Below are 26,688 nucleotides of genomic sequence, written 5' to 3'. Positions count from 1 at the left end.
ATATTGTCATGCTTTTTGCTTTTGAGGCTTAAGCAAACAAATATTGCTAGCGAGATATGGTTTTGTAGATACGTTTTTTTTAATGGGCATTGTTAGTCAAAGTGAAAAGATTGGAATAATTTGCTGTGGTGCGAAGCGAGGTGAAGGTAAGGTCAATGAATAATGTGATTCATAAAGGGCGTCAGGCTCTTTTAAATTTTGTAGATCATGCCATCGGTGCAGAATTACCACAGCTTTATTATCATCCTGAAGGGCAAATGAAACATGTGCTGCCGAAGTTAAAGCAACTACATGAAAAATATCGCCCTACGCCTTGGCTGTCGAATACCCACGCACATTTACTGTATTTTGATGTCATTAAAAAGCGTCAAGTGAAGCTTAAATATGATGCTATAGAGCAGCTAACCATGGCTGATGGTGGAATCACAGCCATTGCATGGTTGGGCTTAGATTTACCTGCGGATGTGCCAACTGTGGTACTCATGCATACGATTACGGGAACGCCTGAAAGTATGCGAGAAGTGGTTCGGGATCTTCATCTATATACAGGTTGGCGCATTGCACTGTGTTTAAGACGTGGTCATGCCAATTTACCTATGCCAGTTGCCAAAATAAATTTATTTGGTTCAACCGATGACCTGCGTGAACAGATTGCCTTTATTCAGCAGAAATTTCCCGAATCGTGTTTGTATGGCGTCGGTTCATCTGCAGGAACGGGGCTATTGGTCCGCTATTTAGGCGAACAAGGTGAGGAAACACCACTTAAAGCGGCTTTTGCTTTATGTCCGGGCTATGATACTGAGCTTGGCTTTAAAAATGTACATCCTTTTTACAGTAAAATGATGACCAAGAAGCTCTTTCAGAAATTTGTAGAACCCTATTCTGCAACATGGTCAACAACACCATCTTTAATAGAAGTCCTAAAAAGTAAAGATCTGGCGCAGTTTGAGCGTGCTTATTTCCAAATGGCTGGTTTTGCCGATTATGAAAGTTATGCAAAATCTACCAATCCAATTTATGTATTTGAAAATCTTAAAATTCCATTGATGATTTTAAATGCCGAAGATGACCCTGTTTGCCACATTCAAAACTTTGAACCCTATAAAGAATTAATCCGTTCTTTGCCGAATGTTGTGGTGGTAACCACCAAAAAAGGCAGTCACTGTGGTTATTATGAAGGTTTAGTGGAAACCCATTCATGGGCAACCAAATTGATGGCAGATTTTTTAAAGTTATATGCGAACTAAAAAATAGCCTACTTTGGGTAGGCTATTTTAAGTGTGTGTTACTCAGCTTGTGCGCAACATGCAGATGTTTGAGGTTTAAGCTTCATCTGTATCAATACTAAAATCAACGCTATAGCGCTCAGTGTAGCGCCTGCATAAGACACTGCAGCATAGCTTAGGTTGAGATTTAGCACTGCGGCACCTGCAACAGCGCCCAAAGCATTTCCAAGATTAAATGCACCAATATTCACTGAAGAAGCGAGGCCTGGTGCATCGTGAGCTACTGTCATAACATGCATTTGTAAAGGTGGTACGACGGCAAAGGCTGCTGCTCCCCAGATGATTAATGCAATCGCCGCGCCAATGGTGGTTGTTGCTAAAATTGGAAATAACAGCATCATCAGCATGAGTAAGACTAAAAAGCCAATCAAGGTTTTATCTAAGGATTGATCTGCGAACTTACCACCGAAATGGTTACCAATTGAAAATCCGATCCCGATTAAGACCAACATGAAAGTGATAAGTTCGGGGCTTGCATGAGTAAAGACTTTTAAGCTTGGTGCGATATAGGTATAGAGCGAGAACATAGCTCCAGCACTCATGACCGTGGTGAGCAGTGCTAAAACAACAGGCATGCGTGTTAATACTTTTAACTCTGCTCGTACATCCGGTTTTTCGGTCTGTTGCTGATGGGGCAGTGCTTTCCATAATGCCAACATGGTGATGATGCCAAGTAAGGTGATGGCCGCAAAAGACATACGCCAACCGATATTTTGCCCCACCCATGTTGCGAGTGGCACGCCGCCAATATTGGCAATGGTCAAGCCCATAAACATCATAGCAACGGCACTGGCTTGTTTATCTTTTGGAACAACACTTGCTGCGACGACAGAGCCTAAGCCAAAAAAGGCGCCGTGGTTCAAACTCGTCACTAAACGCGCAGCCATTAAACCTAAATAATCTGGCGCAACTGTGGCAAGCAGATTGCCAAGGGTGAAAATTGTCATTAATAACATGAGTGATGTACGTTTTGGAAAACGTGCTAACCATAAGGTCATCAATGGGGCACCAATCATGACGCCAACGGCATAGGCACTAATCAGTAAGCCCGCTTGAGGAATAGATACCGATAAATCTGCTGCGATTTCAGGCAAAAAACCCATCGGTGAAAATTCTGTTGTGCCAATTGCAAAAGCACCTACGGCTAATGCAATTAATGGAAAATTGAATTTCATATTAAATATCCCACACTGGAGCAAGTTCAGGTGGGTTCACTTCACGCGCATTTCTGTCTAGTGTGGTAATGGCCTGCATCTGTTCTGGTGTTAAATGAATCTCTTGAGCTTTTAAATTACTGGTTAAATGTTCACGTTGGGTTGATGATGGAATCACGGCATAACCTTTTTGCAGTGCCCATGCGAGTGCAATTTGGGCCGAAGTGACTTGGTGTTCGGCCGCAATATTTAACAGGGTTGGGTCTTGCAAAACTTTGCCATAAGCCAAGGTCATATAGGATGTGGCATCTATATTGTTCGTTTGCAGATAATTGACCAATTTTTGATTTTGCAAATATGGACTAAGTTCAATTTGATTGGTTGCAATATTTTCTAGCCCGATGTGATCAATGGCTTGTTGAGTGAGCTCAATATTAAAATTAGATACACCAATATGTTCAGTCAAACCTTGTTTTTTTGCTTCAAGTAAATGTCCCATTAATTCAGGAATATCGACTCCTAGAGCAGGTGCTGGCCAATGAATAAGTGTGAGGTTAACTGCATCAGTCCTCAATTTAATTAAACTGTCTTTTAGACTGGGTATTAGTTTGTCGGCAGCATAATTTTCAGTCCAAATTTTCGTGGTTAAGAAAATATCAGCTCGATTGACCTGACTTTCATGGAGTGCTTGGCCTACTTCTGCTTCATTAGCGTAAATTTGTGCGGTGTCTACAGCACGATATCCTACCTCTAAGGCTGTTTTAACTGAATGAATGACAGTTTCACCTGCCAAACGGAAGGTACCGACACCAAATTGGGGAACAATCATCAGGAATTCTCTTTTTTGAATTGATGCTATTGTGCTGCTAATTTTAATGAAGAAAAATGCATGAATTTGGAATATATTATTGATTAAAAATCACGAATCGAATAAGCAATGAAATCGACAATTGAGGAGCTGCAGGCTTTTACTGTTATTGTAGATAGCGGCTCTATTATTAAAGCAGCAGAAAGACTGGATCAAACAGCATCTGGTGTAAGCCGCGCATTACAGCGTCTGGAATCTAAATTAAATGTAACCCTGTTGGAACGAACAACCCGCAAAATTAAGCTGACGCAGGAGGGGCAATTATTTTTAGCTAAAACACGGCGGATATTGAATGATTTGAGTGAAGCGGAAGATTCTCTGCTGAAATTAGATGCAGATACTTCGGGGTTGGTGCGGGTCGATTCTGCGATTTCGTTTATTCTGCATATGATCGTTCCCTTGATACCAGAATTTAATGCACGTTATCCGCATATACAGATTGAATTGGTGAATCATGATCAAGTGATTGACTTATTAGAGCATAAAGCAGATGTCGCAATTCGCTTTGGAAAATTAAGCGACTCCAGTTTGCATGCAAAACTTATCTACAAGAGTCGACTGTGTTTGGTGGCGAGTCCTGAATACCTTCAGCAGCATGGACGTCCGCAAAATGCTGAAGAGCTAACCGCACATGCTTTACTTGGATTTAGTCAAATTACCCATATGAATACTTGGCCGATCCAAGTCGCAGGGAAGCCCCTGACGATCCGCCCGAACATCAAGGCGTCAAATGGTGAAACGATACGCGAGCTTGCGATTCATGGGATGGGCATCGCTTGTCTTTCGATTTTTATGTTAGAAAAAGATATTGCAGAAGGACGATTGGTACAACTTTTAGACGATCAAATTGAGCCACATGAACAGCTTATTCATGCTGTCTATTATCAACAAGAGCATTTACCGAAACGTGTTCGTTTATTTATTGAATATTTAGCTGAAAAATTACAAGAATAGTTGTGAGAAAAACAGTGCATCGTCGGGTACAGATTTTTATTTACATAGAAACAATAAAAAACCCGACTTTTGCCGGGTTTTTTTGATCATTTGTTTGATAAAACTTCGATCTTAGTTCTCTAAAGCTGGTGTTGCAGCAGCAATGGCAGCAGCTACGGCGTCATCTTCAGACTGTGCAGAACCTGAGTTTTGTTTAGGTTGAGCAGCTTGCGCAGGTTTTTCTGCTGCTTTAGGTGCTTCTGCTTTTGGAGCAGGAGCTTCTGCAGGAGGAGTAGGTTCACGACGAATTTCAGTTGTTGTATTCGGTGTCTCTTCACGAATCACTTCAACTTGCTGTTGAGTCGGTTCTTCAACAACTGGTTGTTCTTCAACTGGTTCTAATTGTGTAGGTACAGATGCTGTTGGTTCAGATGCTGCAACTTCAACCTGTTCCTGTTCTTCTTCTTTTGGTGCTTCTTTTTTTACACATGCTGTAAGAAGTAGACCTGTTGCGATTGCACCGCAGATTAAAAGTTTCTTATTCATAATTACACAAAACAAAAAAGTGTGGATTGGATAAATGCATTATAACAGCAAATAAGAATATAGAAATGATAAGAACTTACTCTAAATTTTTATGATAATTGCTGTTACAATAGCCAATTGTTAATTGTTCTATGAATTGATGCGGAATGACTTTGCTTTCTTGGTACAGAGTAAAGTAAAATCGCACAACATTGTAGGCCAATTTAGGCTCCATTGTACGAGAAACTTAATGACCCATTTTATTTTCGTTACTGGTGGTGTTGTATCATCACTAGGTAAAGGTATTTCAGCTGCATCAGTGGCTGCGCTTTTAGAAGCCCGTGGTTTAAAAGTAACCATGGTAAAAATGGATCCATACATTAATGTCGATCCAGGGACTATGAGTCCATTCCAACACGGTGAAGTTTTTGTCACAGAGGATGGTGCTGAAACTGACTTAGACTTGGGTTATTACGAACGTTTCTTGCGTCGTGCGAAAATGACCAAACTGAACAACTTTACTTCAGGACGAGTGTACCAAGATGTCTTGAATAAAGAACGTCGTGGTGACTACCTCGGTGGTACAGTTCAAGTTATTCCACATATTACTGACAATATTAAAGAACGTGTTCTTCGCGCAGGTGAAGGCTATGACGTTGCGATCGTTGAGATCGGCGGTACAGTAGGTGACATTGAATCTCTCCCATTCATGGAATCTGTACGTCAACTTATGGTCGAACTCGGTCATAAGCGAACAATGTTAATGCACTTAACTTTACTCCCATACATTAAGTCAGCTGCTGAATTAAAAACTAAACCAACTCAACACTCTGTAAAAGAGCTTTTGTCGATTGGTATTCAACCAGACATCCTGATCTGCCGTACAGAGCATGATGTTGATGCTGATACTACACGTAAAATCGCGTTATTTACGAACGTTGAAGCACGTGCAGTTGTGGTGTGTAAAGATGCGCGTTCGATTTACCAAATTCCACGTACATTCTATGAACAAAACGTTGATGATTTAATCTGTGAACGTTTTGGTTATAACGATCTTCCAGAAGCTGATCTTACAGACTGGGATAACGTTGTAGATGCATTACTAAACCCTGAATACACAGTTCGTGTAGCGATGGTTGGTAAATACGTTGAACTTCCAGATGCGTATAAATCTGTAAACGAAGCACTTTTACATGCGGGTATTCAAAACCGTGTGAAAGTTCAAATCGACTACGTCAATGCTGAAGAACTTGAAAGCCAAGATGTAACCGACGTATTAAAAGACGCGGATGCAATCTTAGTTCCGGGCGGTTTCGGTGAGCGCGGTACAGAAGGCAAAATGAAAGCGATTCGTTTTGCACGTGAAAACGGTGTGCCGTTCCTCGGCATCTGTTTAGGTATGCAGCTGGCTGTGATCGAATATGCGCGCAACGTTGCGGGTATTAGTGATGCAACTTCAACTGAATTTAACCGTTCTACAAAATCACCATTGATTGGTCTAATCACTGAATGGTTAGATGAGCGCGGCGAAGTTCAACAACGTAATGCAGATTCTGACTTAGGCGGCACAATGCGTCTGGGTGCTCAAAAATCTGAATTGGTTGCGGGAACAAAAACTGCACAAGTTTACGGTTCTGAAGAGATCGTTGAACGTCATCGTCACCGTTATGAAATGAACAACCGTTATATCCCAGTGCTTGAAGAAAAAGGCATGAAGATTTCAGGTTATTCTCCAGTACAGCGTCTCGTTGAAACTGTTGAAATTCCTGAACATCCTTGGTTTATTGCTGTACAATTCCATCCGGAATTTACAAGTTCACCACGTGATGGACACCCATTATTCGCAGGCTTTATTGATGCTGCTAAAAAGCAGTACCAAAAAGCGAAATAATGTGTTTTTGACTAAACCAGGAAGAGTTTAAATGTCACAATTAAAACCACAGGAAATTGTACGTTTAGGCGATATACAAATGGCAAATCATTTGCCATTTGTACTATTCGGCGGCATGAACGTACTTGAGTCAAAAGACCTTGCTTTTGAAATTGCTGAAACCTATGTGGATATCTGCAAACGCTTGGATATTCCGTATGTATTTAAAGCAAGTTTTGATAAAGCCAATCGTTCAAGCTTGAACTCTTTCCGTGGCCCAGGCCTGGAAAAAGGAATCGAGTGGTTAGCTGACATTAAAAAACACTTTAATGTGCCGATTATTACTGACGTACATGAACCATACCAAGCTGCGCCTGTTGCTGAAGTTGCGGATATTATCCAACTTCCTGCATTTTTAAGCCGTCAAACTGACCTTGTTGAAGCGATGGCGAAAACTGATGCCATCATCAACATTAAAAAAGCACAGTTCCTCGCACCACACGAAATGCGTCATATTTTGCATAAGTGTTTGGAAGCAGGAAATGACAAACTAATTCTTTGTGAACGTGGTTCAGCATTTGGTTACAACAATTTAGTTGTAGACATGTTGGGCTTTGACATCATGAAAGAAATGAATGTCCCTGTGTTCTTTGATGTGACACATGCGCTTCAAACGCCGGGTGGTCGTGCGGATTCTGCAGGTGGTCGTCGTGCGCAAATCACGACATTGGCACGTGCAGGTATGGCGACTGGTTTAGCAGGTTTGTTCTTAGAAGCTCATCCAGATCCAGAAAATGCCAAATGTGACGGTCCATGTGCGCTACGCATGTCACAGTTGGAACCTTTCTTGGCACAGTTAAAAGAACTCGATACCTTGGTCAAAGGTTTCGCAAAGTTAGACACACACTAATTCGATACACATTGATGCGTCACTTTTGACGCATCATTTTTATTAATCAACTGAGGAATTGTTCATGAGCCAAATCGTTGACATTCGTGCACGTGAAATTTTGGACTCTCGTGGTAACCCTACCATCGAAGCAGACGTAATCTTAGCCTCTGGCGTTGTAGGCCGTGCATGTGCACCATCTGGTGCTTCAACTGGTTCTCGTGAAGCTTTAGAACTTCGTGACGGCGACAAAGCTCGTTACTTAGGTAAAGGCGTTAAAACTGCGGTTAACAACGTTAACACAGTAATTCGTGATGCATTGTTGGGTAAATCAGTATTCGAACAAAAAGACATTGATAACACAATGATCGCGCTTGACGGTACTGAAAACAAAGAAAAATTAGGTGCGAACGCAACTTTAGCGGTATCGCTAGCTGCTGCGCGCGCTGCTGCTGACGAAAAGAAAATTCCACTTTTCCAATACATCGCAGACCTTCGTAATAACAGCATTTTGACTATGCCTGTTCCAATGATGAACATCCTAAATGGTGGTTCACATGCAGACAATAACGTAGACATTCAAGAATTTATGATTGAGCCAGTAGGCTTCACTTCATTCTCTGAAGCTTTACGCGCTGGTGCTGAAATTTTCCATTCTTTAAAATCAGTATTAAAGAAACAAGGTTTAAATACTGCAGTTGGTGATGAAGGCGGTTTTGCACCGAACCTTCGTTCTAACGAAGAAGCAATTACAGTAATTCTTGAAGCAATTGAAAAAACTGGCTACAAAGCTGGTTCTGACATTATGCTTGCGCTTGACTGTGCATCTTCAGAATTCTACAAAGATGGTCAATACATCCTTGCAGGTGAAGGCAATAAAGCATTCACAAGCAACCAATTTGCTGACTACCTTGCTGGTTTTGCAAAACAATACCCAATCATCTCAATTGAAGATGGTTTGGATGAGTCTGATTGGGAAGGTTGGTCTTACCTCACTTCAATCCTTGGCGACAAAATCCAATTGGTTGGTGATGACCTATTCGTTACGAATCCTAAAATTCTTCAACGTGGTATCAATGAAAAAGTGGGTAACTCGATTCTGATCAAGTACAACCAAATCGGTACGTTGACTGAAACTCTAGATGCAATCTACCTTGCAAAAGCAAATGGTTACACTACAGTAATTTCACACCGTTCTGGTGAAACTGAAGATTCAACTATTGCGGATCTTGCAGTGGGTACAGCAGCGGGTCAAATCAAAACTGGTTCACTTTGCCGTTCTGACCGTGTAGCGAAATATAACCAATTACTTCGTATTGAAGAATTGACTAATGCTGCATATCGCGGTAAAGCTGAGTTCAAAGGTTTGAACTAAGCAGATCATGCTATCTATGTTAAATGTATTTGACTCCAAAGCGAGTAAAGCATTGTTGGGCCTTGCGATCTTTTTGATCGCAGGGTTTCAATATTTATACTGGTTCGGTGAAGGTGGTTATCATCAACATCAACAACTGAGTCAGAAAATACAACAACAAGTCGAACTCAATGACGAATTAAAAGAACGAAATCGCGTGCTTGCCGCTGAAGTATACGATTTAAAAAATGGCGTTGAAGCTATTGAAGAGCATGCTCGTCTAGATTTAGGTTTAATTAAACCGCATGAGACTTTCGTACAGATGAGTACGATCAGTACTCAGTACAAACCAATTTATATTGATCCAAATGCAAAAGTAGACCTACGTACCAATGAATCAGAACCAGCCGAACTTCCACCCGAACCTTAAATTGTGGGCTATTATTCCTGCTGCTGGTTCAGGAAGTCGATTTTCTAAAACTGAACTAAAACAATATCAAAACATTGCGGGTCTAACTGTGCTTGAACACACAGTTGCACGTCTCAACCAATTGCCGTTGACAGGCTATGTATTGGCTATAGGTGAGCAAGATAATGTTGCTCAGACCTTGGCACTCACTAATCAAGAGAAGGCTCATTTTTGTTTAGGCGGTGCAGAGCGTGTGCATTCTGTACTCAATGCATTGCAATATCTATCTGCGATTGCCAATGATGATGATTGGGTGTTTGTTCATGATGCAGCACGACCATGTGTCTCACAGTTGAGTTTAGAAAATTTAGTTCAATCGGCAGTCGATTCAGAGCTAAGTGCGATTCTCGCCATTCCCGTACGCGATACCTTAAAACGAGTTGAAACGGCACCACAAATATCAACTACGGTAGATCGTTCAACTTTATGGCAAGCGCAGACACCACAAATTGCCAAATTGGGTGTGCTTAAAAATGCCATTGAACAAGCGCTTGCCGCTGGTGCGACCATCACAGATGAAGCAAGTGCCTTAGAATTTTTCGGTGAGCATGTCAATGTCGTGCAGGGTCGTTCGGACAATATTAAAATTACCTATCCTGATGACTTGGAATTGGCACGTTTAATTTTAGCGTCTCAAGTTAATAGATGATTATTTCGAGGAATATTTAAGGGAAAGTGATTTTTACTGTCGCTTTAATCTATAATTCCCGCATCCTTTTTAGATCTGTTTCGCAATGATCCCTTCTCAACAGTATCGTTTTTTACGTCAGTCATTACGCGATGGCCGCAGTATAAAACACGATTCTTCTCGATGGGCTAAACTTCATTTAGACCCGTGGTTACTTTGCTTCTTGGTACTCAATGCAATATTGGGGCTGATGGTTGTCTATAGTGCGACCGCAGAAGACTCGGGAATGGTGCTGCGTCAAGCCACAAGTTTTGGCGTGGGCTTTATTGTGATGCTGATCTGCGCGCAAATTCCACCCAAAGTTTACCAATCTATGAGTCCGTACTTATACGCCATCGGTATATTTTTACTGTTGTTGGTTTTGGTCATTGGTGAAAAAAGGATGGGGGCGAAACGCTGGATTAGCTTGCCGGGTATCGGCAGTATGCAGCCGAGTGAGTTTATGAAATTTGCCATGCCACTCATGATGGCGTGGTATTTTGCGCGAAAACCTTTTCCACCGAAATTTTTACAAATTGTCGGTGCATTAATTTTATTATTGATTCCATTTGCATTGGTCGCTTTACAGCCTGACTTGAATATCGGTTTGATTATTCCGGGTATTTTTGTTTTATTTTTAAGTGGAATGTCTTGGCGTTTGATTGCAGGTGCTTTAACCGCTTTTGCGATTGCAGCACCTGTACTCTGGATGTTCTTTTTGCAGGAATATCAGAAAAAACGTGTGCTGACGCTATTTGACCCAGAATCTGACGCGCTTGGTGCAGGTTGGAACATTATTCAGTCTAAAATTGCCATTGGTTCAGGGGGTTTAATGGGCAAGGGTTATACCGAAGGGACACAGTCGCACTTAGGTTATCTACCAGAGCATCATACTGACTTTATTATGTCGACCTATGCTGAAGAATTTGGCTTTATTGGTGTTTTCCTTTTATTTAGTTTGTTTACAGCAATTATTGTTCGCTGTTTAATTATTGGACTAAATTCCTTCCATAATTTTGGACGACTTTATGCAGGGGCGATGGGCTTAACTTTCTTCTTCTTTGTATTTTTGAACTCAGGTATGGTTAGTGGTATCTTGCCTGTAACAGGTGATCCATTACCCTTGATGAGCTATGGGGGTACAGCAGTCATATCCATGCTTGCAGGTATGGGGATTGTGATGTCGATTCATACGCATCGTTAAATTTTAAAGCTGGAATTAATCCGGCTTTTTTTATATTTTAAATTTTGGCATTTAAAAAATGGAAGCTGATGTTGATCGATATTTTTCGTGATTCTGAATCGATGTTGGATGAGCTATATAACGAGTTAAATCATTCAGCATTTATTGGTGGCGTGCAGCGACTTGATTTGGTCTATGAATGTTGTGAATTATCCATGGAGCATGGTGAAGCCATTTTACAACTTTTAGAATCACGCCAAGATATATTGCACTCGCATTATTTCGAATTCAATTTGAAGCTGTGGTGAGGGCATATTGGTTACTAATGGTCGCCTCTAATATAGAAATTCAGAAATTTGAAATTCAACGAGAAGAAGAGTTGCTTCAGAATGTGAAAATTCCTACCGCAGCTGAAATGATTACAAAGTTAGAAAATGTTGTAGAAATTAAGCATATTGTTGAAATGTTTAAAGAGTTTAAGTTCTATTCGTTAAAGCATTTGCATTCGATTGTGCATACTGGTCGAAACTCATTAATTCAGCGAAAAGCTGGGTTGGCGGATGCTCAGCGCATAATAATAGTGAAGCAAGTCAATGGATTTATCATAATGGCAGCTCAAATTTTGCTAAGGCATGCCGCTAAAGAAAAATATATTCATCATATCCATGAAAAATTTAGAGACTGTTTTCAAATGCAAGACGATATTACAGCAGAAAAAAAAGCCGAAATTGATCGCAAATATAATAAAGCCCTCAAATGAGGGCTTTATTTAGATATTAATTAATGTAGGAACCATGTGTAGTAGCCCCATAACATCAGTGGCCAAGCGAGAAAGGGGCTAAAAAGCCATTTCCAGAACCAATGGTGTGGCGTAAAACCCACACCATGCACAAAACCACCTGAAATACCTATCATGATGAACATCAGCGCTCGATGGCTATATCCACCATTGTCATCCAGCATGGCAGCGGGATGTACAAGTAACACGGCTGCCAAAGGAAAAGCTAACAGGCAGGAAATGACCATTGCAAATTTATTTGGCTTCTTTTCTACAAGTGATTTTTCTACAGCAGCATCAGTCATTTGTTATTCCTCATCTAGATCTTGATGATGTTCGATGTAAAGCGCACTAAGTACACCCGCAAAACATGCCATCAAAATACCGAGAATCCAAGCAAAATACCACATCGTCTTTTCTCCTTAGACACAGCCTTAGTATAGGCTGTGTGAATTCTCTTCAATATGTTTGTTAGTGACTACACCCCACATCTTGTAGTAACACCAAGTTGTGTAGCACAGGATAAGTGGGACAAAAATACATGCTGCAACTGTCATCACAGTTAGGGTATTTTTACTTGATACCGCATCCCACATAGTCAAACTTACAGTTGGGTTGATGCTCGATGGCATAAGGAAAGGGAACAATGCAAAACCAGCAGTTAAGATTGCACCAATGACTGCCAAGCTTGAACCAAGGAAGCTGAAACCTGCTTTACCTTTACCTGCGGCAAGGATGATGATCAGCGCACCTAAAATAGCCATGATTGGCGCAATCATAGTAATAGGATAAATACTATAATTGTTCATCCAACCTGGGTTGGCATTGGTGATCACTTCTTTAGCTAACGGGTTTGCAACGCCATTCGTGTCAAACGGTTGAGCTAATGTGTAGCCTTGGATATTACCGAAGTATAACCATGCGCCTGCAAGTAAGAAGCAAACCAAGAATACGATACCCATAAGCTGAGTCGCTTTTGCAGATCGTGTACGTAGGTCGCCGTCTGTACGAAGCATGAGCCATGCACCACCATGAGCGCAAAGCATAGATAAACTCACAATACCGCAAACTAAAGCAAATGGGTTAAGCAGTGCAAAGAAGCTCCCTGTATAAGTCGAGCGAACAGTTTCGTCCATAGTGAATGGAACACCAAGGAACATATTACCAAACGCAACACCAAATACGAGGGCAGGAACGGCACCACCAATTGCTAAACCCCAGTCCCAAGAATTACGCCACTTGGTATTTTCAAGTTTAGAACGGTAGTCAAAACCGACTGGACGTAAGAAGAGAGCGAAGAGTACCAGTAACAGCGCCCAATACATGCCTGAGAATGCAGTTGCATATACCATTGGCCATGCTGCAAACAGTGCACCACCGGCAGTAATAAACCATACTTGGTTACCGTCCCAGTGTGGGGCAATCGTATTGATTGCCGCACGACGTTCTTCGTCTTTTTTACCTACGAATGGCATGATCGCCATTGAGCCCATATCGAAGCCATCGGTGAGGGCGAAGCCGATCAGTAGGACACCGACTAAAACCCACCAAATGATTTTGAGTAATTCATATTCGATCATGCTTGAGCCTCCTCATTTGCCTTTTTTGCAGCTTCAAGTTTCTCGAAGTGGTATTTACCAGTATGTAGAGAACTTGGGCCAAGGCGTGAGAATTTAATCATTAAGTACATTTCAATGATCAGCAGTACAGTGTAGAACGCTGCCAATGCAAGGATAGAACCCCATACATCACCTGTACTTAAGCTAGAAGCTGAAAGATGTGTAGGTAGAACTTCACCGATAGTCCAAGGTTGACGACCAACTTCGGCAACATACCAACCTGTTTGTGCTGCAATCCAAGGTAATGGCAGGGCAAATAAAGCAAACTTTAATAACCAAGGTTTGTTTTCTGCATTACGTTTACCGACAGCAAAGGTAGCAAGTACGAACAGAAGGAGCATTAAGAAACCAGAAGCAACCATTGCACGGAATGCCCAGAACAAGCTTGGAACATGTGGAATAGTGTCTTTTGCAGCAGCTTTGATTTGATCATCAGAAGCATCGACCACTTTGTCTGTGTATTTTTTCAGAAGCAGACCATAACCCAAGTCTTTTTGAGACTCAGCAAATGCTGCTTTAAGTTCAGGAGACGTATCGCCTGCACGAAGTTGTTCTAACTGTGAGTAAGCCACCATACCGTTACGAATACGCGCTTCGTGTTGTACGATCAGGTCTTTAATACCTATCACTTCTTTGTCAGTTGAACGTGTTGCAATAATCCCCATGACATAAGGAATTTTGATCGCGTAGTCAGTAGACATGGTTTCTTTATTTGGAATACCGAACAAAGTAAATGGCGCTGGAGCTGGGTGAGTGTCCCATTCAGCTTCAATCGCAGCTAGTTTAGTTTTTTGTACGTCACCAATTTCATAACCAGATTCATCACCCAGTAAGATCACCGAAAGTGTAGACGCTAAACCAAAGATAGCAGCGATGGCGAATGAGCGACGCGCAAATGGCAAGTCACGCTTTTTCAATAAGTAGTAACTTGAAATTGCCAGTACGAAAATAGCACCAGTCACATAACCTGCAGATACGGTATGCACGAATTTAACCTGAGCCACGGGGTTGAAAATCAGCGCACCGAAGTCCACCATTTCCATACGCATGGTTTCATAGTTAAAAGCAGAACCAACAGGGTTTTGCATCCAACCATTGGCTACTAAAATCCATAGTGCAGACATGTTCGAGCCTAGAGCAACTAACCAAGTGACAGCCAAATGCTGAACTTTGGATAGGCGATCCCAGCCGAAGAAGAATAAACCAATAAATGTTGATTCAAGGAAGAATGCCATCAGACCTTCAATGGCTAATGGTGCACCGAAAATATCACCGACATAGTGCGAGTAATACGCCCAGTTAGTACCGAACTGAAACTCCATGGTCAAACCAGTAGTAACACCTAATGCGAAGTTAATACCGAAGAGTTTTCCCCAGAATTTAGTCATGTCTTTATAAATTTCTTTGCCAGAAATCACATAGGTGGTTTCCATAATGGCAAGAATAAAAGCCAGACCTAAAGTCAGCGGAACAAAAATAAAGTGATACATCGCGGTCATTGCAAATTGGAACCGCGAAAGATCGACCACGCTTTCAGAAATCATCAACGTGTCTCCTTGATTTGGGAAGGACTGCCAGCAATATGCTCGGCAACTTGATTGTCAAAGTTTTTAGGGATGGTAGGGGCGTCGAACCAGATGTTCTTAATGATCATTAAAATAATCACTTTAATTATTAGTATTGCGGTTATTTCTCTGACCACACGACGATTTAAATCTTTGAATTTTAAGCTCATGGAGATAAGCCTATTCTTTAAACTTGTACTATATTATTAACAAATATATACAAAAAGCAAATAGGTTGAACAGTTAAAATAAAAATATATTATTAAGTAATTTAAATACAATTACTTATATTACTTATTAGTTAAAAAATAAACTAATTTTTTATTTTAAATACTTGACTAAAACACTTGTGTTTACATATTTTAAATCCGACTAAATTGCTTATGTATCTAATTTAAATTCTGACTAATTTACTATATTTACTAAAATTTACATTGTGAATAATGAGAATCTTTACTAATTAAATATAAGTAGGTTAAGTCTTGAAGTGCGACACCACCTCGCTATTAAATAACCCGAATCATGAATAAGCCCAGATATATCATGATAAATTGAGGCTTGTTTTAATGTGGGCCGCATTCTTCAGTGTATAAACTTCTGTCTGCGGACATATCGCAGCAATTGCCTCAGGAAGCTTTTACGTCCATCAATGCAGGCGATCAGAATGTCTGTCACTATTCTGCAAATCTGTGAATACGCTGAACATTCATTAGCACCTTCACTTTTTGAAAGGTAAAGACCTAGCCGTTCTTTATGGTCCTCGGCATGTAATCCCAGAATGGTAAAACGGCTTTGTTGACAGAAATACCTTCATTCTTGATCTTTTTTGTTAAAAACACGACATTTTAATTGGTGAATAATACTTGTAATGAATGGTATTGAGCCACACAAATGGATATACGGCAATATCGAGAAGACGCCGTTACCAAGCATGTAATTCAGGGATTAACTTGTCTGTAATATTGGTAATGCCACCCTTGGAAAGAACCAGTGCATACATATCGGTAATTTGTTTCTGAATATTGCGGTAGCCCGTACGGAGTGCATATAGCGAAATGACTTTGTTGTCGATCTATTTATGGAGTTAGGTTTGATTTTTCTTGACGAGTTGAGGCTCAAAATCGTCAGCACGATCCCGAGGTATTTCCAGTTCAAATGAACCGTAAGATGATTTTACAGTCTTACGAGAATAGCTATTCCTACAATTGGCTAGTGGGGGCTTCTAAATTCAATTTCAGCATTTAAAGCTGCTTCTGTCAGTTGTTTGAGGGGTGGGGTTAAGATACCGTTTTCACCAGTGAGGAGGGCTTGACTGTAATTGTTTTTAAAAACAGCTTTGAAATCAAAGTTGCTTGCCATGATGTGTCATTTCTTGTTTGATTCAGTTTATTGAAATGACACAGATTTTTGAATACTATTGAAAAAGCAGGTATTTATAACGTATATAAGTCCTACTTTTGCTAATCAAAGCGCAATATTGTATACTTCTGCTTAACTCGAAGCGGGTAATGTTCCTGCTTATCTTTTTTTATTTAGCTGATTGTGATTTATCTGTATTCAAGCTTCTGACTTGAATCATATCTTTGTAACTACAGAATTATTATTCCAAACCCGATTGATTAATCTCTTTGTTCTGTCACAAAAAGCTCACATGTTGAGTAAATCTTTTGAATATTTTAAATACTTGGCAAACTGCCAAAGCCGTAAATGGCGACGAAATTAATGTAAAAATGGTGCCTTTAAAACGTCAACAAAATACCAATGCTGGTTTAATTTGGGTTGATGTTGGGCAAATGGTTGAATTAGAAACAGGCGAGACATTTAACCTGAATCTAGATGGAAAAAGCTTCTATACTGGCCCAAACCAGCTATATCGCTTAGCCTAAAAGCAAAAAACAGCAGATCATCTGCTGTTTTTTTTTTGCTTAATTAAAAGTCTACGTTTGCATGGTCTGGATGCGTATATTAATCAAATATGATGGTAAGTTTTTCTAAAGGCTAACGATTAGAAAGCTATGGACTAGTAAGACCAAATTTTTAATTTTAAATCACTCACAGATGGGTTTTCACCAATCTCTAATATTTGAGCTTGTTCTGTACGCCAGTCCCCTAAAACGATACGAGGTTTGCCATGCACATCGTGTATTTGGGGGCGGTGGGTATGTCCATGAATCAGTAGATCGGCATGCTCTAAAGCTTTTTCTACAGCTTCGGCATTTACATCCATGATTTCATAAGATTTAACTTGCTTGGTTTCTGTACTTTTTTTGCGGAAGCCATTGGCGATTTTTTGTCGAATGCTAAGCGGTAAGCTCTTTAAGAAACCTAAAAGCAAAGGATTACGAATCACTTTACGAAACTTTTGGTAAGACACATCATCGGTGCAAAGTAAATCGCCATGTTCGAGGCGAATTTTATAGTTGCTAATGTGGAGATAATCAACGTCTTGTAATAATTGACCGTGAAATTTATCTAAAAACTTTTGACCCAATGCAAAGTCACGATTACCTACTTGGAAATAAATTTGATTTCCCAAAGCAGTAAAATCTTTAAGCGCTGCAATGATTTCGTCTAACCATGGGGCAGTAAAGTCATCACCAATCCAAGCATTAAACCAATCACCTAAAATATACAGCTGGGTATTTTGAGTTTTGTATTGTTCTAACAAAGCTAAAAACCCCCGAACGAGTCGAGGGTGTTCAGGTGACAAATGTAAATCAGCGATAAACAGATAGGTCACGAATCTTTTCCTTATTCTAAAAATCCCTCCCAGCCTCCCTTTGGAAAAGGGAGGAGTTCCGACATTTATTTCATATTGAAACTCCCTCCTTTATTAAAGGGACTTGCGCAGCAATGCTACTCAGGGAGAATTTAAAAATTATTCAGAAATGATTTTAGCTGATTCGATTACAACGTTCTCTAAAGGAACGTCTGCGTGGTAGCCACGGTTACCAGTACGAACGCTTTTGATTGCGTCAACAACGTCAAGACCTTCAACTACTTTACCAAATACTGCATAGCCCCAACCTTGCGCTGTTTTACCAGTGTGATTAAGGAAAGAGTTGTTTTTCACGTTAATGAAGAATTGAGCTGAAGCAGAGTGAGGTGCTTGAGTACGTGCCATAGCGATCGTACCAACATCATTGCTTAAACCGTTGTCAGCTTCGTTTTCAATAGAATCACGAGTTGTTTTTTCTTTGAAGTTTTCATCCATGCCGCCGCCTTGGATCATGAAACCATCAATAACACGGTGGAAAATCACGCCGTCATAGAAACCATCGCGAACATACTGTAAGAAGTTTTCAGCAGTTTTAGGTGCTTTTTCAGTGTTAAGCTCAAGAACAATACGACCTTTATTGGTGTTTAATTCGACTTGAGGAAAACTCATTGTGTAATCTCCTGTACATGGACATGAAAGCCATGGGTTTTTTGGTTGTGAGAAGCATAAGCAAACTGTAAACTACAAGGCAAGTAAAAACGTTACTTTCTTTGTTAAAAATAAAGAAAAGCGTTTTAATTATCCTAATTTTATCTTTATAGAAGTGATTTTATTACCATGAAGCCAAACGATGTTGTTTCATCCCTGCCTAACAATCCGACAACCAAGAACAATGCCCCTGTCGAAGCTGCGCAGCAGGAACAACAGCCAGGCTTAGATTTTGTACGTCAAGTTATTACAGATGATTTATCTGCAGGTCGTACAGAACAAGTTGTAACACGTTTTCCACCAGAGCCAAACGGCTACCTACATATTGGTCATGTAAAAGCCATTTGTTTGAACTTTGGTATTGCTCAAGAATTCGCAGGTCTATGTAACCTCCGTTTCGACGATACAAACCCTGATGCCGAAGAACAAGAGTATGTAGACGGTATTGCCAATGACGTGAAATGGCTAGGTTTTGAATGGAACGGCGAGCCACGTTATGCATCGAGCTATTTTGATCAGCTTTACACTTGGGCAGTTCAATTGATTGAACAAGGTGATGCCTATGTGGATTTGCAAAGCCCTGAAGAAATCAAACTAAACCGTGGTAATTTTGTTGAGCCGGGTAAAAACTCACCGCAACGTGATGCTAGCGTAGAAGAAAACTTAGCGCGTTTTGAACAAATGCGTAATGGTGAGTTGGGAGAAGGTCAGGCAGTACTACGTGCCAAAATTGACATGACTTCACCTAACATTCATATGCGTGATCCTATTTTGTATCGTATTTTGCATTCTGAACATCACCAAACTGGTGATAAATGGAAAATGTACCCAATGTACGATTATGCGCATCCATTATCAGATGCCATTGAAGGAGTTACGCATTCACTGTGTACACTTGAGTTTGTTGATCACCGTCCATTCTATGACTGGGTTGTAGAAAAAGTTAAATCACCATCTGTACCACGTCAGTACGAATCAAGCCGCTTAAATGTGGATTACACCATTACCTCTAAGCGTAAATTACGTAAATTGGTTGAAGGTGGTTTTGTGAATGGTTGGGATGACCCGCGTATGCCGACCGTTGTAGGTATGCGCCGTCGCGGCTTTACTCCAGAAGGTCTGCGTGACTTCTGTAAACGTGTCGGTGTAACAAAAGTCGATGGCAGTATCGTGGATGTTGCAATGCTTGAATACTGCATCCGTCAGTCTTTAGAAAATACTGCTTCGCGTGGTATGGCAGTGTTGAATCCACTCAAAGTGACTTTAACTAACTTGCCTGAAGCAATGGATTTGGTACATGCACGTCATCCAAACGTTGACATGGGTGACCGTATCATTCCGTTGACTCAAGACATTTACATCGACCGTAAAGACTTTGAAGAAGTTGCACCTAAAGGCTTTAAACGTCTGATTCCGGGCGGTGAAGTGCGTTTACGTCATGCGTATGTGATTAAGTGCGATGAAGTGATTAAAGACGAGAACGGTGAAGTGGTTGAATTGAAATGTTCAATTGACCCTGAAACTTTAGGTAAAAACCCCGAAGGCCGTAAGGTGAAGGGCGTTGTACATTGGGTTTCTGCAAGCAAGGGTATTGCTGCGGAAGTTCGTATCTACGACCGTTTATTCACTGAATCAGACCCTGAAGTGGGTGATGACTTCCTTGCAAACTTAAATCCAGAATCACTTAAAGTGGTTCAAGCGGTCATTGAGCCTGCATTGGCAGAAGCAAAACCTGAAGATCGCTTCCAATTTGAACGTGAAGGTTACTTTGTTGCAGATCAGTTTGATCATACAGCTGAAAAACCAGTGTTTAACCGCATCTTAGATTTGAAAGACAGTTTTAAACCGGGTAAATAAAATCTTAGTTTTTAAAGGGATTCATCTTTGAATCCCCAATAGGTTAAGATCAAGTAGGTTAAGATTAAGCTCAACTTCGGTTGGGCTTTTTTCATGCTTGAGATGGTTCATTAAGGCAGTACAGAGGGGAAATAAGTGATCATTCGAAATAAAAATAATAGCTTTAAACTTTTATTTGCATGGCATGGCACGATACTCCCAAAAGTCATGCCTGCGTTGGCTGTCGTCGTGAGTTTGTCGGCGATTTTGGTGTATCTAAGCGCTGCACACTACCTGAATACGCCTGAAGTTCCAGCCATCGGATTTACCATCTTTGGGGTGATTCTGTCGATTTTTTTGAGCTTTCGAAATACTGCCTGTTATGACCGTTGGTGGGAAGGGCGCAAGCTTTGGGGCTCATTGATTGCCAATACACGCCACATGATTCGTGATAGCCATGTCCTTGAAGATGAGCAAAGAAACGTGTTGATGTACCGCATCATGCTGTTTTGCAATTTGTTACGTGATCGCTTACGCCATGAATCACAAGATATTGCACATTTTAAAGACGGCGTAGCTTTGACGGATCAGCAATGGCAGCAATGCCGAGACAATATCAATGCACCACAGTATTTACTTGAAATTATTCAAAAAGATTTAGTCAAAGCCTATAAGCAAGGTCAGATTACAGACATTATCTACAGCACGCTTACACGTCATACCGTAGCGATGGGTGATATCCATGCAGGCTGTGACCGTATTATGACCACGCCATTGCCATTTTCCTATTCGGTGCTTTTACATCGCGCGGTGTATTCATTTTGTCTGATTTTGCCGTTTAGCCTAGAGGCCAGTTTAGGGATTTGGACACCTGTTATTGTGGCTTTGATTGCATATTTATTTTTAGGTTTGGATGCGTTAAGTGCAGAGCTAGAAGAGCCTTTTGGCTTGCAGGAAAATGATTTACCGCTGGACTCGATTGTACGAAACATTGAGCGTGAAATATTTAGTAGTTTAGAGGTGGATCTGCCACCGCTGATTAAGACTTTTAACAGTAACCTAAGATAAGTTTGGCCTAATTTTCAGATAAATTGGGCGATATGTACCAAGCATACTGATGCTGAAAAAAATCGTCCAAGTGCTGCATAAAGGCCTGTACTTTAGGCGGGACAAAATGTCGATGCGGAATTACCATATAGATTGCTGTGCTTTGAACAGGGATTGCTGGTAGAACTTGGACAAGTCGGCCAGAGAGTAGATCGTCCTCCACATGCCAAATAGAGTGGTTTGAGATGCCTAAACCTGCAAGTGCTGCTTGGCGTACGCCTTCACCTGAGTTGATATGAACTTGTCCTGAAACAGGTATATTTATGTTGTGTTGATCTTGGACGAATGTCCAAAGCTGCGAAACACCCTTAGGGTATTTCTGTAAAATGCATTGGTGTATAGAGAGCTCTTCTAGGGAGTGAGGTTCGCCATGTTGTTCGATATAGCTAGGCGAGGCACACAAAATACGACGGTTTAAGCTGAGCGGTTTAGCAATCAGTGATGAGTCTTCTAACTGTCCAATACGTATCGCAACGTCGATACCTGCGGAGACCAAATCTAAATTTTGATCGGTCTGTTCAATATCCAAAGTCAATGTTGGATGCAACTTGGCAAAGGCTGCAAATACTGGCCCTAAGATACGATTTCCAAAAACTTCTGAACAGGTGATTTTTAATACCCCACTAAGTTGTTGTGGTTCAGGCTGAAATTGGCCTAGCAGAGAATTAAATTGTTCGAGTAAGGGAAAACCTTGCTGCAATAAAACAGCACCCTCCTGTGTTAAATGTAGTTGCCGTGTAGTGCGATGAAATAAGCGCAGCCCTAAACTTTGTTCAAGTCTGTGTAGACGGCTACTAGCGACAGAAACAGAGAGATTGGCTTCTTTGGCAGCTTGACTGATTGAACCCAGTGCCGCCATTCGTGTGAATAAGTCGAAATCTTCAGTTAGCATTATCAATATAATCAAGAAAGTCTTTCTCGATATTCAGGGTTTTTCTGATAAATATCTGTGCCTATTCTGTGTATAAATTAAACACAGGAAATCACCATGAACTATCACAATCTAGGGCAATCTGGCTTACAAGTTTCAGAGTTCGGCTTTGGTGCAGGTACATTTGGCGGGCAAGGCCCTATTTTCTCTGCATGGGGGCAATCGAGTTTAAATGATGCCCAACGTATGATTGATCTGTGTATTGATCAAGGCGTGAATTATTTCGATACCGCAGATGCTTACTCAAATGGTGCCTCAGAGCAGATGCTCGGTGCATTACTTCAATCAAAACGCCAAGAGGTGATTATTTCCAGCAAAGTGGGTATTCTAGAAGCTATATAATTCAAGCCGTGGAGGCGAGTTTAAAGCGTTTAGGCACAGATTATATTGATGTGCTGCAACTACATCAGTTTGATAGCACGACGCCACTTGAGCAGCTGATGCGCAGTTTGGATGACTTGGTACGTAGTGGAAAAGTTCGCTATATCGGTGCGTCGAATTTTTCAGGCTGGCAGCTCATGAAAGCTCAGTCGATTGCCCAACAGCAGGGCTATGAAAAGCTAAGTGTGCATCAAGTCTATTATTCTTTGATTGGACGTGACTATGAATGGGAGTTGATGCCTGCGCAGCATGATCAACAGATTGGTGCAGTGGTATGGAGTCCGCTAGGCTGGGGGAGATTAACAGGAAAATTTGATCGTGAGCATGCGATTCCAAAGCAAAGTCGACTACATGAGACAGCACAATTCGCACCACCAGTTCAACACGAAAAGTTATTTGCAGTGTTAGATGTAATGCAAGAAATCGTCATGGAAACAGGGCACTCTATTCCACAGATTGCATTGAATTGGCTGAAAACCAGACCGACAGTGTCTAGCATTTTGATAGGCGCACGTAATGAACAGCAACTGTTGGATAACCTTGCGGCGAAGGAATGGTCATTAAGCTTAGAGCAGTTAGCCCGATTAGACGCAGTCAGTGCAGTGTATCCACCTTATCCATACTATCCCTATTGGAATGGGCAATTTACAGAGAAGAATCCCACGCTAGTGACATCAGCCTCTATTTCAGAACATACAGCAGAATAGGGCAATAACAATTCAGTGGTAGGCAATGATCAGTTCTCTGTGCTATCACTGAATAAAATTAAAATACTGAAGGAATACTGATGAGTGTCGTGATTGAAACCCAGATGTTAATTCGTAAGTCCATCAATATCGTATTTAATGCTTTTGTTGATCCTTTAATAACACAGCATTTTTGGTTTAGTGCATCGAGTGGATATCTAGAAGAAGGTAAAACGGTGCAATGGACTTGGCAAAAATATAATGCAGTCGCCGATGTAGACGTGCTGAATATTAAGGAAAACAAATTAATTCAAATACAGTGGGGAGAACCAAAAACTCAGGTCGATTTTATTTTTGAGCAAATTAGCCCGATGGAAACCTATGTCCGCATCAAAAATTCAAAGATTCCTCTGCAAGGTCAGGCATTAATTGATTTTATTATCGATAGTACAGGTGGTTTTACAACGGTTTTGGATGCAGCCAAAATTTATTTAGAACATGGCCTGCAAAGCAATTTGGTTGAAGATAAATTTCCACCTTTTAGCAATGCGAACTTTTAGCAATGTGAAGAGTGACCAAAATTAAGCATGACATCTGATACGCCGTAAGGAAAAGCTTGTGTATTAGCGCAGTATTTCTAAGCAATGTGCTGATGTATTGAAATTTGATAAAGCCACGGTTCAATGCTGCTGCAGTGAATTAACGATTTTTATGTTCTTCACGCTTTAAATAGGTATAAACCGGCATCTGCATTTTGGCTTTTTCGCGCAGTTTCTTTTTGATATAGAACACCAGTGCAAAGCAAGTGGTGGTCACGGTCAGCATCATACTGCTCATAAAACTCATCAGAGAACTGACATAGCCAATCGTGGTGAGTCGGTTCATCATACGGAACACTTGAGGACTACTTTCAACGCCGGTAATAGCCCATGTGCATAAGTGTTCACAGTTATTAATAATCAGATGATAGTTGTTTTCATGCATGCGAGAGCGCATACGACGCACCACTTTACGACCTTTAAATTTTGGATTGCTATATGACTGAACGATAATTTTTTTGCCGTGGCTGAATTTTTCGATCGAAGTCATTTCAATCGGATGTTTTTTGAAAAGGTGTGCAAAACCAGAGTAGTGAATGACTCTACCGCGGCCGGCATATATGCCATGATGGCTATAACCGAAGTGTTTAACAATCAGATGTGTTCCAAGAGGAAAACCATCTTTCTGCACGTGCATGAATTTACCAGTCCTACTTTAAATCCGAATTATTTTTAAAGATTAGTCTACTTTTAATCTGTGAATTAATCGACTATTTTAGCGATGATTTAGCTAAAATTTGTTCGATTTTTAACGTGCACTATGGATAGGGTCATGCTTGGTCTTCAATCAACCTCAATGTTTAAAAAAATGCGCTTTATGATGCTGCTCGGTCTGATTTTCTCACCGACTATTTCCTATGCCAATATTCAAGCGAAACGTGTCAGTCAGCCTATTGCAGTGGATGTGGTTGAAATTTCGGATTTGAGTAAACTAGAGCTCTATTTATATGATGCAGAGCAGCAGCCATATCGAGACCTACAGCGTTTAAAGCAGTCATTAGCGCGTAAGTGTAATACGATGAACTTTGCAATGAATGCAGGGATGTATCATGCAGATTTAGCGCCTGTTGGTCTTTACGTTGAAAATGGGCTGCAGAAAAAAGCCTTGAATCGTGCAACACGAGGCTTTGGTAATTTTTTAATTCAGCCGAATGGTGTTCTGGCATGGAATGACAAGCAAGCGGTGATATTAACTACACAAAAATATGCTTCCACAGATTTTAAGGCACGTTATGCAACGCAGTCAGGTCCAATGCTGGTGGTAGATGGAAAAATCAATCCAAACTTTATCCCACAGTCAGATTCATTGAAAATCCGCAATGGCGTGGGGATCAAAAACGGCAAGTTGTATTTTGTGATCAGTCGTGAAGGGGTGTCATTTTATGCATTTGCACAATATTTTAAGCAGCAATTATCGATTAACAATGCCTTGTATTTAGATGGATCTGTGTCTAGTGCAGATATTCAAGCATTGAATAGACATGATTCGAGTTTAAAACCTTTAGGGCCAATTGTAGCGTATACAACAGCATCTCAATGCAAACAATAAAAGCCCGAATGGTCGGGCTTCATGTATACAGTCTTTAGATTGATAGCAACTACTGTTTATTTGCCGATTAAACCTAAAAAGGTACTTTGGGTTTGGCACATTTGAATGGCTTGTTCTTTAGATTGCTGCTTAATACTGTCTTCAAACTGTTTTTTCTGTTCTTTGATTTGCTCTTCGTTTAAGCCCATTTGTTTCGATAAGGCTTCGAGTTTGTCCCAAGATTCTTCGCATTCTTTGGGGATTTGGCTACAAGCACTTAGACTAAGTATGCAGCAGGCGATTAGGCAAATTGTTAATTTATTCATGTTCATTCCTTTAGTTTTTATATCAATGCTGTTTAGAGGTCTTCGGCATCATATTTGATGCAATATTAGGTTTTATTGTCGTGTGTTTAAAAATTAGACATCACTGAGTTGCCTTGGAGCATAGCATAAAAGCTGTAAATAGCGATGTGGCCAATCCACAAAACCTAATCTGTAAATAAGCGGCATACTTTTGATTAGACTAAAAAATGAAAAAGGCACTCTGTAAAACAGAATGCCTTGTTTGAACATTGAATGTTCAGACTCTACTGTAGAGGTAGATGCTGGATTTCATTTAATTCCTTACGGCTATAACCGCGCGAAGCGAGTACTTTTTTGATACCGAGGATAACATCTTCATCTGTTGCCTTTGTAAGAGCAGCAATAAGCTGTTCATTGGTTTTACAAGAGCAATCATTTTCAACACAGGCAATTTGATTCTTATGCCCGTTTTGCTGTTCATTAGCGAACAACTTATGCCAAAAACTCATAGAGCCTTCATTTGCGACCTAACATAGGACGAAATATAACCAATCCAATAAATAAAGCAAGACTACTAAAGTGAAATTTTAGCCACTTGAATCATCATTTTTTCGATTGGACTTTTAGAATCTTTGCCTAATTGATATAAAAAGGCATCCATTACACCGCATGTGGCGAGAAAATAAAGCTTTTTTAGTATATAAAAAAGGAGCTTTTAGAAAGCTCCT

Annotated in this window: 30 protein-coding genes and 2 pseudogenes; 16 read left to right on the top strand and 16 right to left on the bottom strand. The window is 40.6% G+C overall.

Features of this window, described 5'->3' with window-relative positions; all coding sequences use genetic code 11:
• Positions 1 to 155 precede the first annotated feature (155 nt).
• Positions 156 to 1,247, top strand: a complete 1,092-nt coding sequence (locus MST17_RS09015) for a YheT family hydrolase (protein ID WP_180026265.1) — start codon at positions 156 to 158, stop codon at positions 1,245 to 1,247.
• Positions 1,248 to 1,285: 38 nt separating this feature from the next.
• Here the strand turns inward: MST17_RS09015 and MST17_RS09010 are convergent, their stop codons facing one another.
• Entirely contained in the window at positions 1,286 to 2,461 is a 1,176-nt protein-coding gene (locus tag MST17_RS09010) for an MFS transporter (protein WP_180026264.1), read from the bottom strand.
• Position 2,462: 1 nt separating this feature from the next.
• Complete coding sequence (gene dkgB / locus MST17_RS09005) at positions 2,463 to 3,269, bottom strand: 2,5-didehydrogluconate reductase DkgB (protein ID WP_218949175.1); 807 nt, start codon at positions 3,267 to 3,269, stop codon at positions 2,463 to 2,465.
• 108 nt (positions 3,270 to 3,377) lie between these two features.
• Here dkgB and MST17_RS09000 point away from each other — a divergent pair, with 108 nt between their 5' ends.
• A complete protein-coding gene (locus tag MST17_RS09000; RefSeq protein WP_180026263.1) occupies positions 3,378 to 4,262 on the top strand; it encodes a LysR family transcriptional regulator in 885 nt (294 codons plus the stop codon).
• A gap of 111 nt (positions 4,263 to 4,373) precedes the next feature.
• Here the strand turns inward: MST17_RS09000 and MST17_RS08995 are convergent, their stop codons facing one another.
• Entirely contained in the window at positions 4,374 to 4,787 is a 414-nt protein-coding gene (locus MST17_RS08995; protein ID WP_180026262.1) for an internalin, read from the bottom strand.
• A 229-nt stretch (positions 4,788 to 5,016) separates the two neighbouring features.
• On the opposite strand from MST17_RS08995, the gene MST17_RS08990 reads away from it, so the two are divergent.
• The 8 genes from MST17_RS08990 (at position 5,017) to MST17_RS08955 (ending at position 11,958) form a co-directional block, all read left to right on the top strand.
• Positions 5,017 to 6,657: a CTP synthase gene (locus MST17_RS08990; protein ID WP_180026261.1), complete on the top strand. Its 1,641-nt coding sequence runs from the start codon at positions 5,017 to 5,019 to the stop codon at positions 6,655 to 6,657.
• A 31-nt stretch (positions 6,658 to 6,688) separates the two neighbouring features.
• Positions 6,689 to 7,546 (top strand): 3-deoxy-8-phosphooctulonate synthase, encoded by an 858-nt coding sequence (gene kdsA / locus MST17_RS08985; protein WP_078188522.1) that lies wholly within the window; start codon positions 6,689 to 6,691, stop codon positions 7,544 to 7,546.
• Between the two features lie 64 nt (positions 7,547 to 7,610).
• Complete coding sequence (gene eno / locus MST17_RS08980) at positions 7,611 to 8,900, top strand: phosphopyruvate hydratase (protein ID WP_078188521.1); 1,290 nt, start codon at positions 7,611 to 7,613, stop codon at positions 8,898 to 8,900.
• Positions 8,901 to 8,916: 16 nt separating this feature from the next.
• Positions 8,917 to 9,309: a septum formation initiator family protein gene (locus MST17_RS08975; protein WP_078188520.1), complete on the top strand. Its 393-nt coding sequence runs from the start codon at positions 8,917 to 8,919 to the stop codon at positions 9,307 to 9,309.
• Positions 9,272 to 9,997, top strand: coding sequence for a 2-C-methyl-D-erythritol 4-phosphate cytidylyltransferase (gene ispD / locus MST17_RS08970; protein WP_180026260.1), 726 nt, complete (start codon positions 9,272 to 9,274; stop codon positions 9,995 to 9,997). The genes MST17_RS08975 and ispD overlap by 38 nt, the downstream gene beginning before the upstream one ends.
• 85 nt (positions 9,998 to 10,082) lie before the next feature.
• Positions 10,083 to 11,219, top strand: coding sequence for a rod shape-determining protein RodA (gene rodA, locus MST17_RS08965; protein WP_180007840.1), 1,137 nt, complete (start codon positions 10,083 to 10,085; stop codon positions 11,217 to 11,219).
• A 68-nt stretch (positions 11,220 to 11,287) separates the two neighbouring features.
• Entirely contained in the window at positions 11,288 to 11,506 is a 219-nt protein-coding gene (locus MST17_RS08960) for a hypothetical protein (protein ID WP_257223994.1), read from the top strand.
• A gap of 17 nt (positions 11,507 to 11,523) precedes the next feature.
• A complete protein-coding gene (locus MST17_RS08955; protein ID WP_257223993.1) occupies positions 11,524 to 11,958 on the top strand; it encodes a hypothetical protein in 435 nt (144 codons plus the stop codon).
• A gap of 20 nt (positions 11,959 to 11,978) precedes the next feature.
• Here the strand turns inward: MST17_RS08955 and MST17_RS08950 are convergent, their stop codons facing one another.
• From MST17_RS08950 to MST17_RS08920, 7 genes and pseudogenes are all read right to left on the bottom strand, one after another.
• A complete protein-coding gene (locus MST17_RS08950) occupies positions 11,979 to 12,281 on the bottom strand; it encodes a cyd operon YbgE family protein (protein ID WP_078188516.1) in 303 nt (100 codons plus the stop codon).
• 3 nt (positions 12,282 to 12,284) lie between these two features.
• Positions 12,285 to 12,386 (bottom strand): cytochrome bd-I oxidase subunit CydX, encoded by a 102-nt coding sequence (gene cydX / locus MST17_RS08945; protein WP_002120988.1) that lies wholly within the window; start codon positions 12,384 to 12,386, stop codon positions 12,285 to 12,287.
• 24 nt (positions 12,387 to 12,410) lie between these two features.
• Positions 12,411 to 13,556 carry a cytochrome d ubiquinol oxidase subunit II gene (gene cydB, locus MST17_RS08940; RefSeq protein WP_180026259.1) on the bottom strand — a complete coding sequence of 382 codons (1,146 nt, stop codon included), beginning with the start codon at positions 13,554 to 13,556 and terminating at the stop codon, positions 12,411 to 12,413.
• Positions 13,553 to 15,139, bottom strand: coding sequence for a cytochrome ubiquinol oxidase subunit I (locus MST17_RS08935; protein ID WP_180022131.1), 1,587 nt, complete (start codon positions 15,137 to 15,139; stop codon positions 13,553 to 13,555). Before MST17_RS08935 ends, cydB begins: the two co-directional genes overlap by 4 nt.
• Positions 15,139 to 15,330 carry a cytochrome oxidase putative small subunit CydP gene (gene cydP / locus MST17_RS08930; RefSeq protein WP_078188513.1) on the bottom strand — a complete coding sequence of 64 codons (192 nt, stop codon included), beginning with the start codon at positions 15,328 to 15,330 and terminating at the stop codon, positions 15,139 to 15,141. The genes MST17_RS08935 and cydP overlap by 1 nt, the downstream gene beginning before the upstream one ends.
• Before the next feature lie 752 nt (positions 15,331 to 16,082).
• Positions 16,083 to 16,310 (bottom strand): annotated as a pseudogene (locus tag MST17_RS17210) (transposase).
• Between the two features lie 59 nt (positions 16,311 to 16,369).
• Positions 16,370 to 16,519 carry a hypothetical protein gene (locus MST17_RS08920; RefSeq protein ID WP_168378620.1) on the bottom strand — a complete coding sequence of 50 codons (150 nt, stop codon included), beginning with the start codon at positions 16,517 to 16,519 and terminating at the stop codon, positions 16,370 to 16,372.
• A 308-nt stretch (positions 16,520 to 16,827) separates the two neighbouring features.
• Between MST17_RS08920 and MST17_RS08915 the strand changes: the two genes are divergently transcribed.
• Positions 16,828 to 17,046: a transposase gene (locus MST17_RS08915; RefSeq protein WP_168378619.1), complete on the top strand. Its 219-nt coding sequence runs from the start codon at positions 16,828 to 16,830 to the stop codon at positions 17,044 to 17,046.
• Positions 17,047 to 17,180: 134 nt separating this feature from the next.
• Here the strand turns inward: MST17_RS08915 and MST17_RS08910 are convergent, their stop codons facing one another.
• A complete protein-coding gene (locus tag MST17_RS08910) occupies positions 17,181 to 17,900 on the bottom strand; it encodes a UDP-2,3-diacylglucosamine diphosphatase (RefSeq protein WP_168378618.1) in 720 nt (239 codons plus the stop codon).
• A 138-nt stretch (positions 17,901 to 18,038) separates the two neighbouring features.
• Positions 18,039 to 18,548 (bottom strand): peptidylprolyl isomerase, encoded by a 510-nt coding sequence (locus MST17_RS08905; RefSeq protein ID WP_078193500.1) that lies wholly within the window; start codon positions 18,546 to 18,548, stop codon positions 18,039 to 18,041.
• 168 nt (positions 18,549 to 18,716) lie between these two features.
• On the opposite strand from MST17_RS08905, the gene MST17_RS08900 reads away from it, so the two are divergent.
• Together MST17_RS08900 and MST17_RS08895 are read left to right on the top strand one after the other, a co-directional pair.
• Entirely contained in the window at positions 18,717 to 20,444 is a 1,728-nt protein-coding gene (locus tag MST17_RS08900; protein WP_180004641.1) for a glutamine--tRNA ligase/YqeY domain fusion protein, read from the top strand.
• A gap of 135 nt (positions 20,445 to 20,579) precedes the next feature.
• Positions 20,580 to 21,491 (top strand): bestrophin family protein, encoded by a 912-nt coding sequence (locus MST17_RS08895; protein ID WP_180026258.1) that lies wholly within the window; start codon positions 20,580 to 20,582, stop codon positions 21,489 to 21,491.
• Positions 21,492 to 21,498: 7 nt separating this feature from the next.
• Here the strand turns inward: MST17_RS08895 and MST17_RS08890 are convergent, their stop codons facing one another.
• Positions 21,499 to 22,422: a LysR family transcriptional regulator gene (locus MST17_RS08890; protein WP_180026257.1), complete on the bottom strand. Its 924-nt coding sequence runs from the start codon at positions 22,420 to 22,422 to the stop codon at positions 21,499 to 21,501.
• Between the two features lie 96 nt (positions 22,423 to 22,518).
• Here MST17_RS08890 and MST17_RS08885 point away from each other — a divergent pair.
• A pseudogene (locus MST17_RS08885) lies at positions 22,519 to 23,549 on the top strand (aldo/keto reductase).
• 80 nt (positions 23,550 to 23,629) lie between these two features.
• Positions 23,630 to 24,088 carry an SRPBCC domain-containing protein gene (locus MST17_RS08880; RefSeq protein ID WP_180026256.1) on the top strand — a complete coding sequence of 153 codons (459 nt, stop codon included), beginning with the start codon at positions 23,630 to 23,632 and terminating at the stop codon, positions 24,086 to 24,088.
• A gap of 139 nt (positions 24,089 to 24,227) precedes the next feature.
• Here the strand turns inward: MST17_RS08880 and MST17_RS08875 are convergent, their stop codons facing one another.
• Positions 24,228 to 24,764 carry a lecithin retinol acyltransferase family protein gene (locus MST17_RS08875; protein ID WP_078193494.1) on the bottom strand — a complete coding sequence of 179 codons (537 nt, stop codon included), beginning with the start codon at positions 24,762 to 24,764 and terminating at the stop codon, positions 24,228 to 24,230.
• Positions 24,765 to 24,899: 135 nt separating this feature from the next.
• Here MST17_RS08875 and MST17_RS08870 point away from each other — a divergent pair, with 135 nt between their 5' ends.
• Positions 24,900 to 25,676 (top strand): phosphodiester glycosidase family protein, encoded by a 777-nt coding sequence (locus MST17_RS08870; RefSeq protein WP_257223090.1) that lies wholly within the window; start codon positions 24,900 to 24,902, stop codon positions 25,674 to 25,676.
• A gap of 56 nt (positions 25,677 to 25,732) precedes the next feature.
• Here the strand turns inward: MST17_RS08870 and MST17_RS08865 are convergent, their stop codons facing one another.
• A complete protein-coding gene (locus MST17_RS08865; RefSeq protein WP_180026255.1) occupies positions 25,733 to 25,981 on the bottom strand; it encodes a hypothetical protein in 249 nt (82 codons plus the stop codon).
• Between the two features lie 263 nt (positions 25,982 to 26,244).
• A complete protein-coding gene (locus MST17_RS08860; RefSeq protein ID WP_168378613.1) occupies positions 26,245 to 26,469 on the bottom strand; it encodes a hypothetical protein in 225 nt (74 codons plus the stop codon).
• Positions 26,470 to 26,688 lie beyond the last annotated feature (219 nt).

This window comes from Acinetobacter sp. YH16056_T (assembly GCF_024605895.1).
Taxonomy (GTDB): Bacteria; Pseudomonadota; Gammaproteobacteria; order Pseudomonadales; family Moraxellaceae; genus Acinetobacter; species Acinetobacter amyesii.
This window is presented reverse-complemented; position numbering and strand designations above follow the sequence as displayed.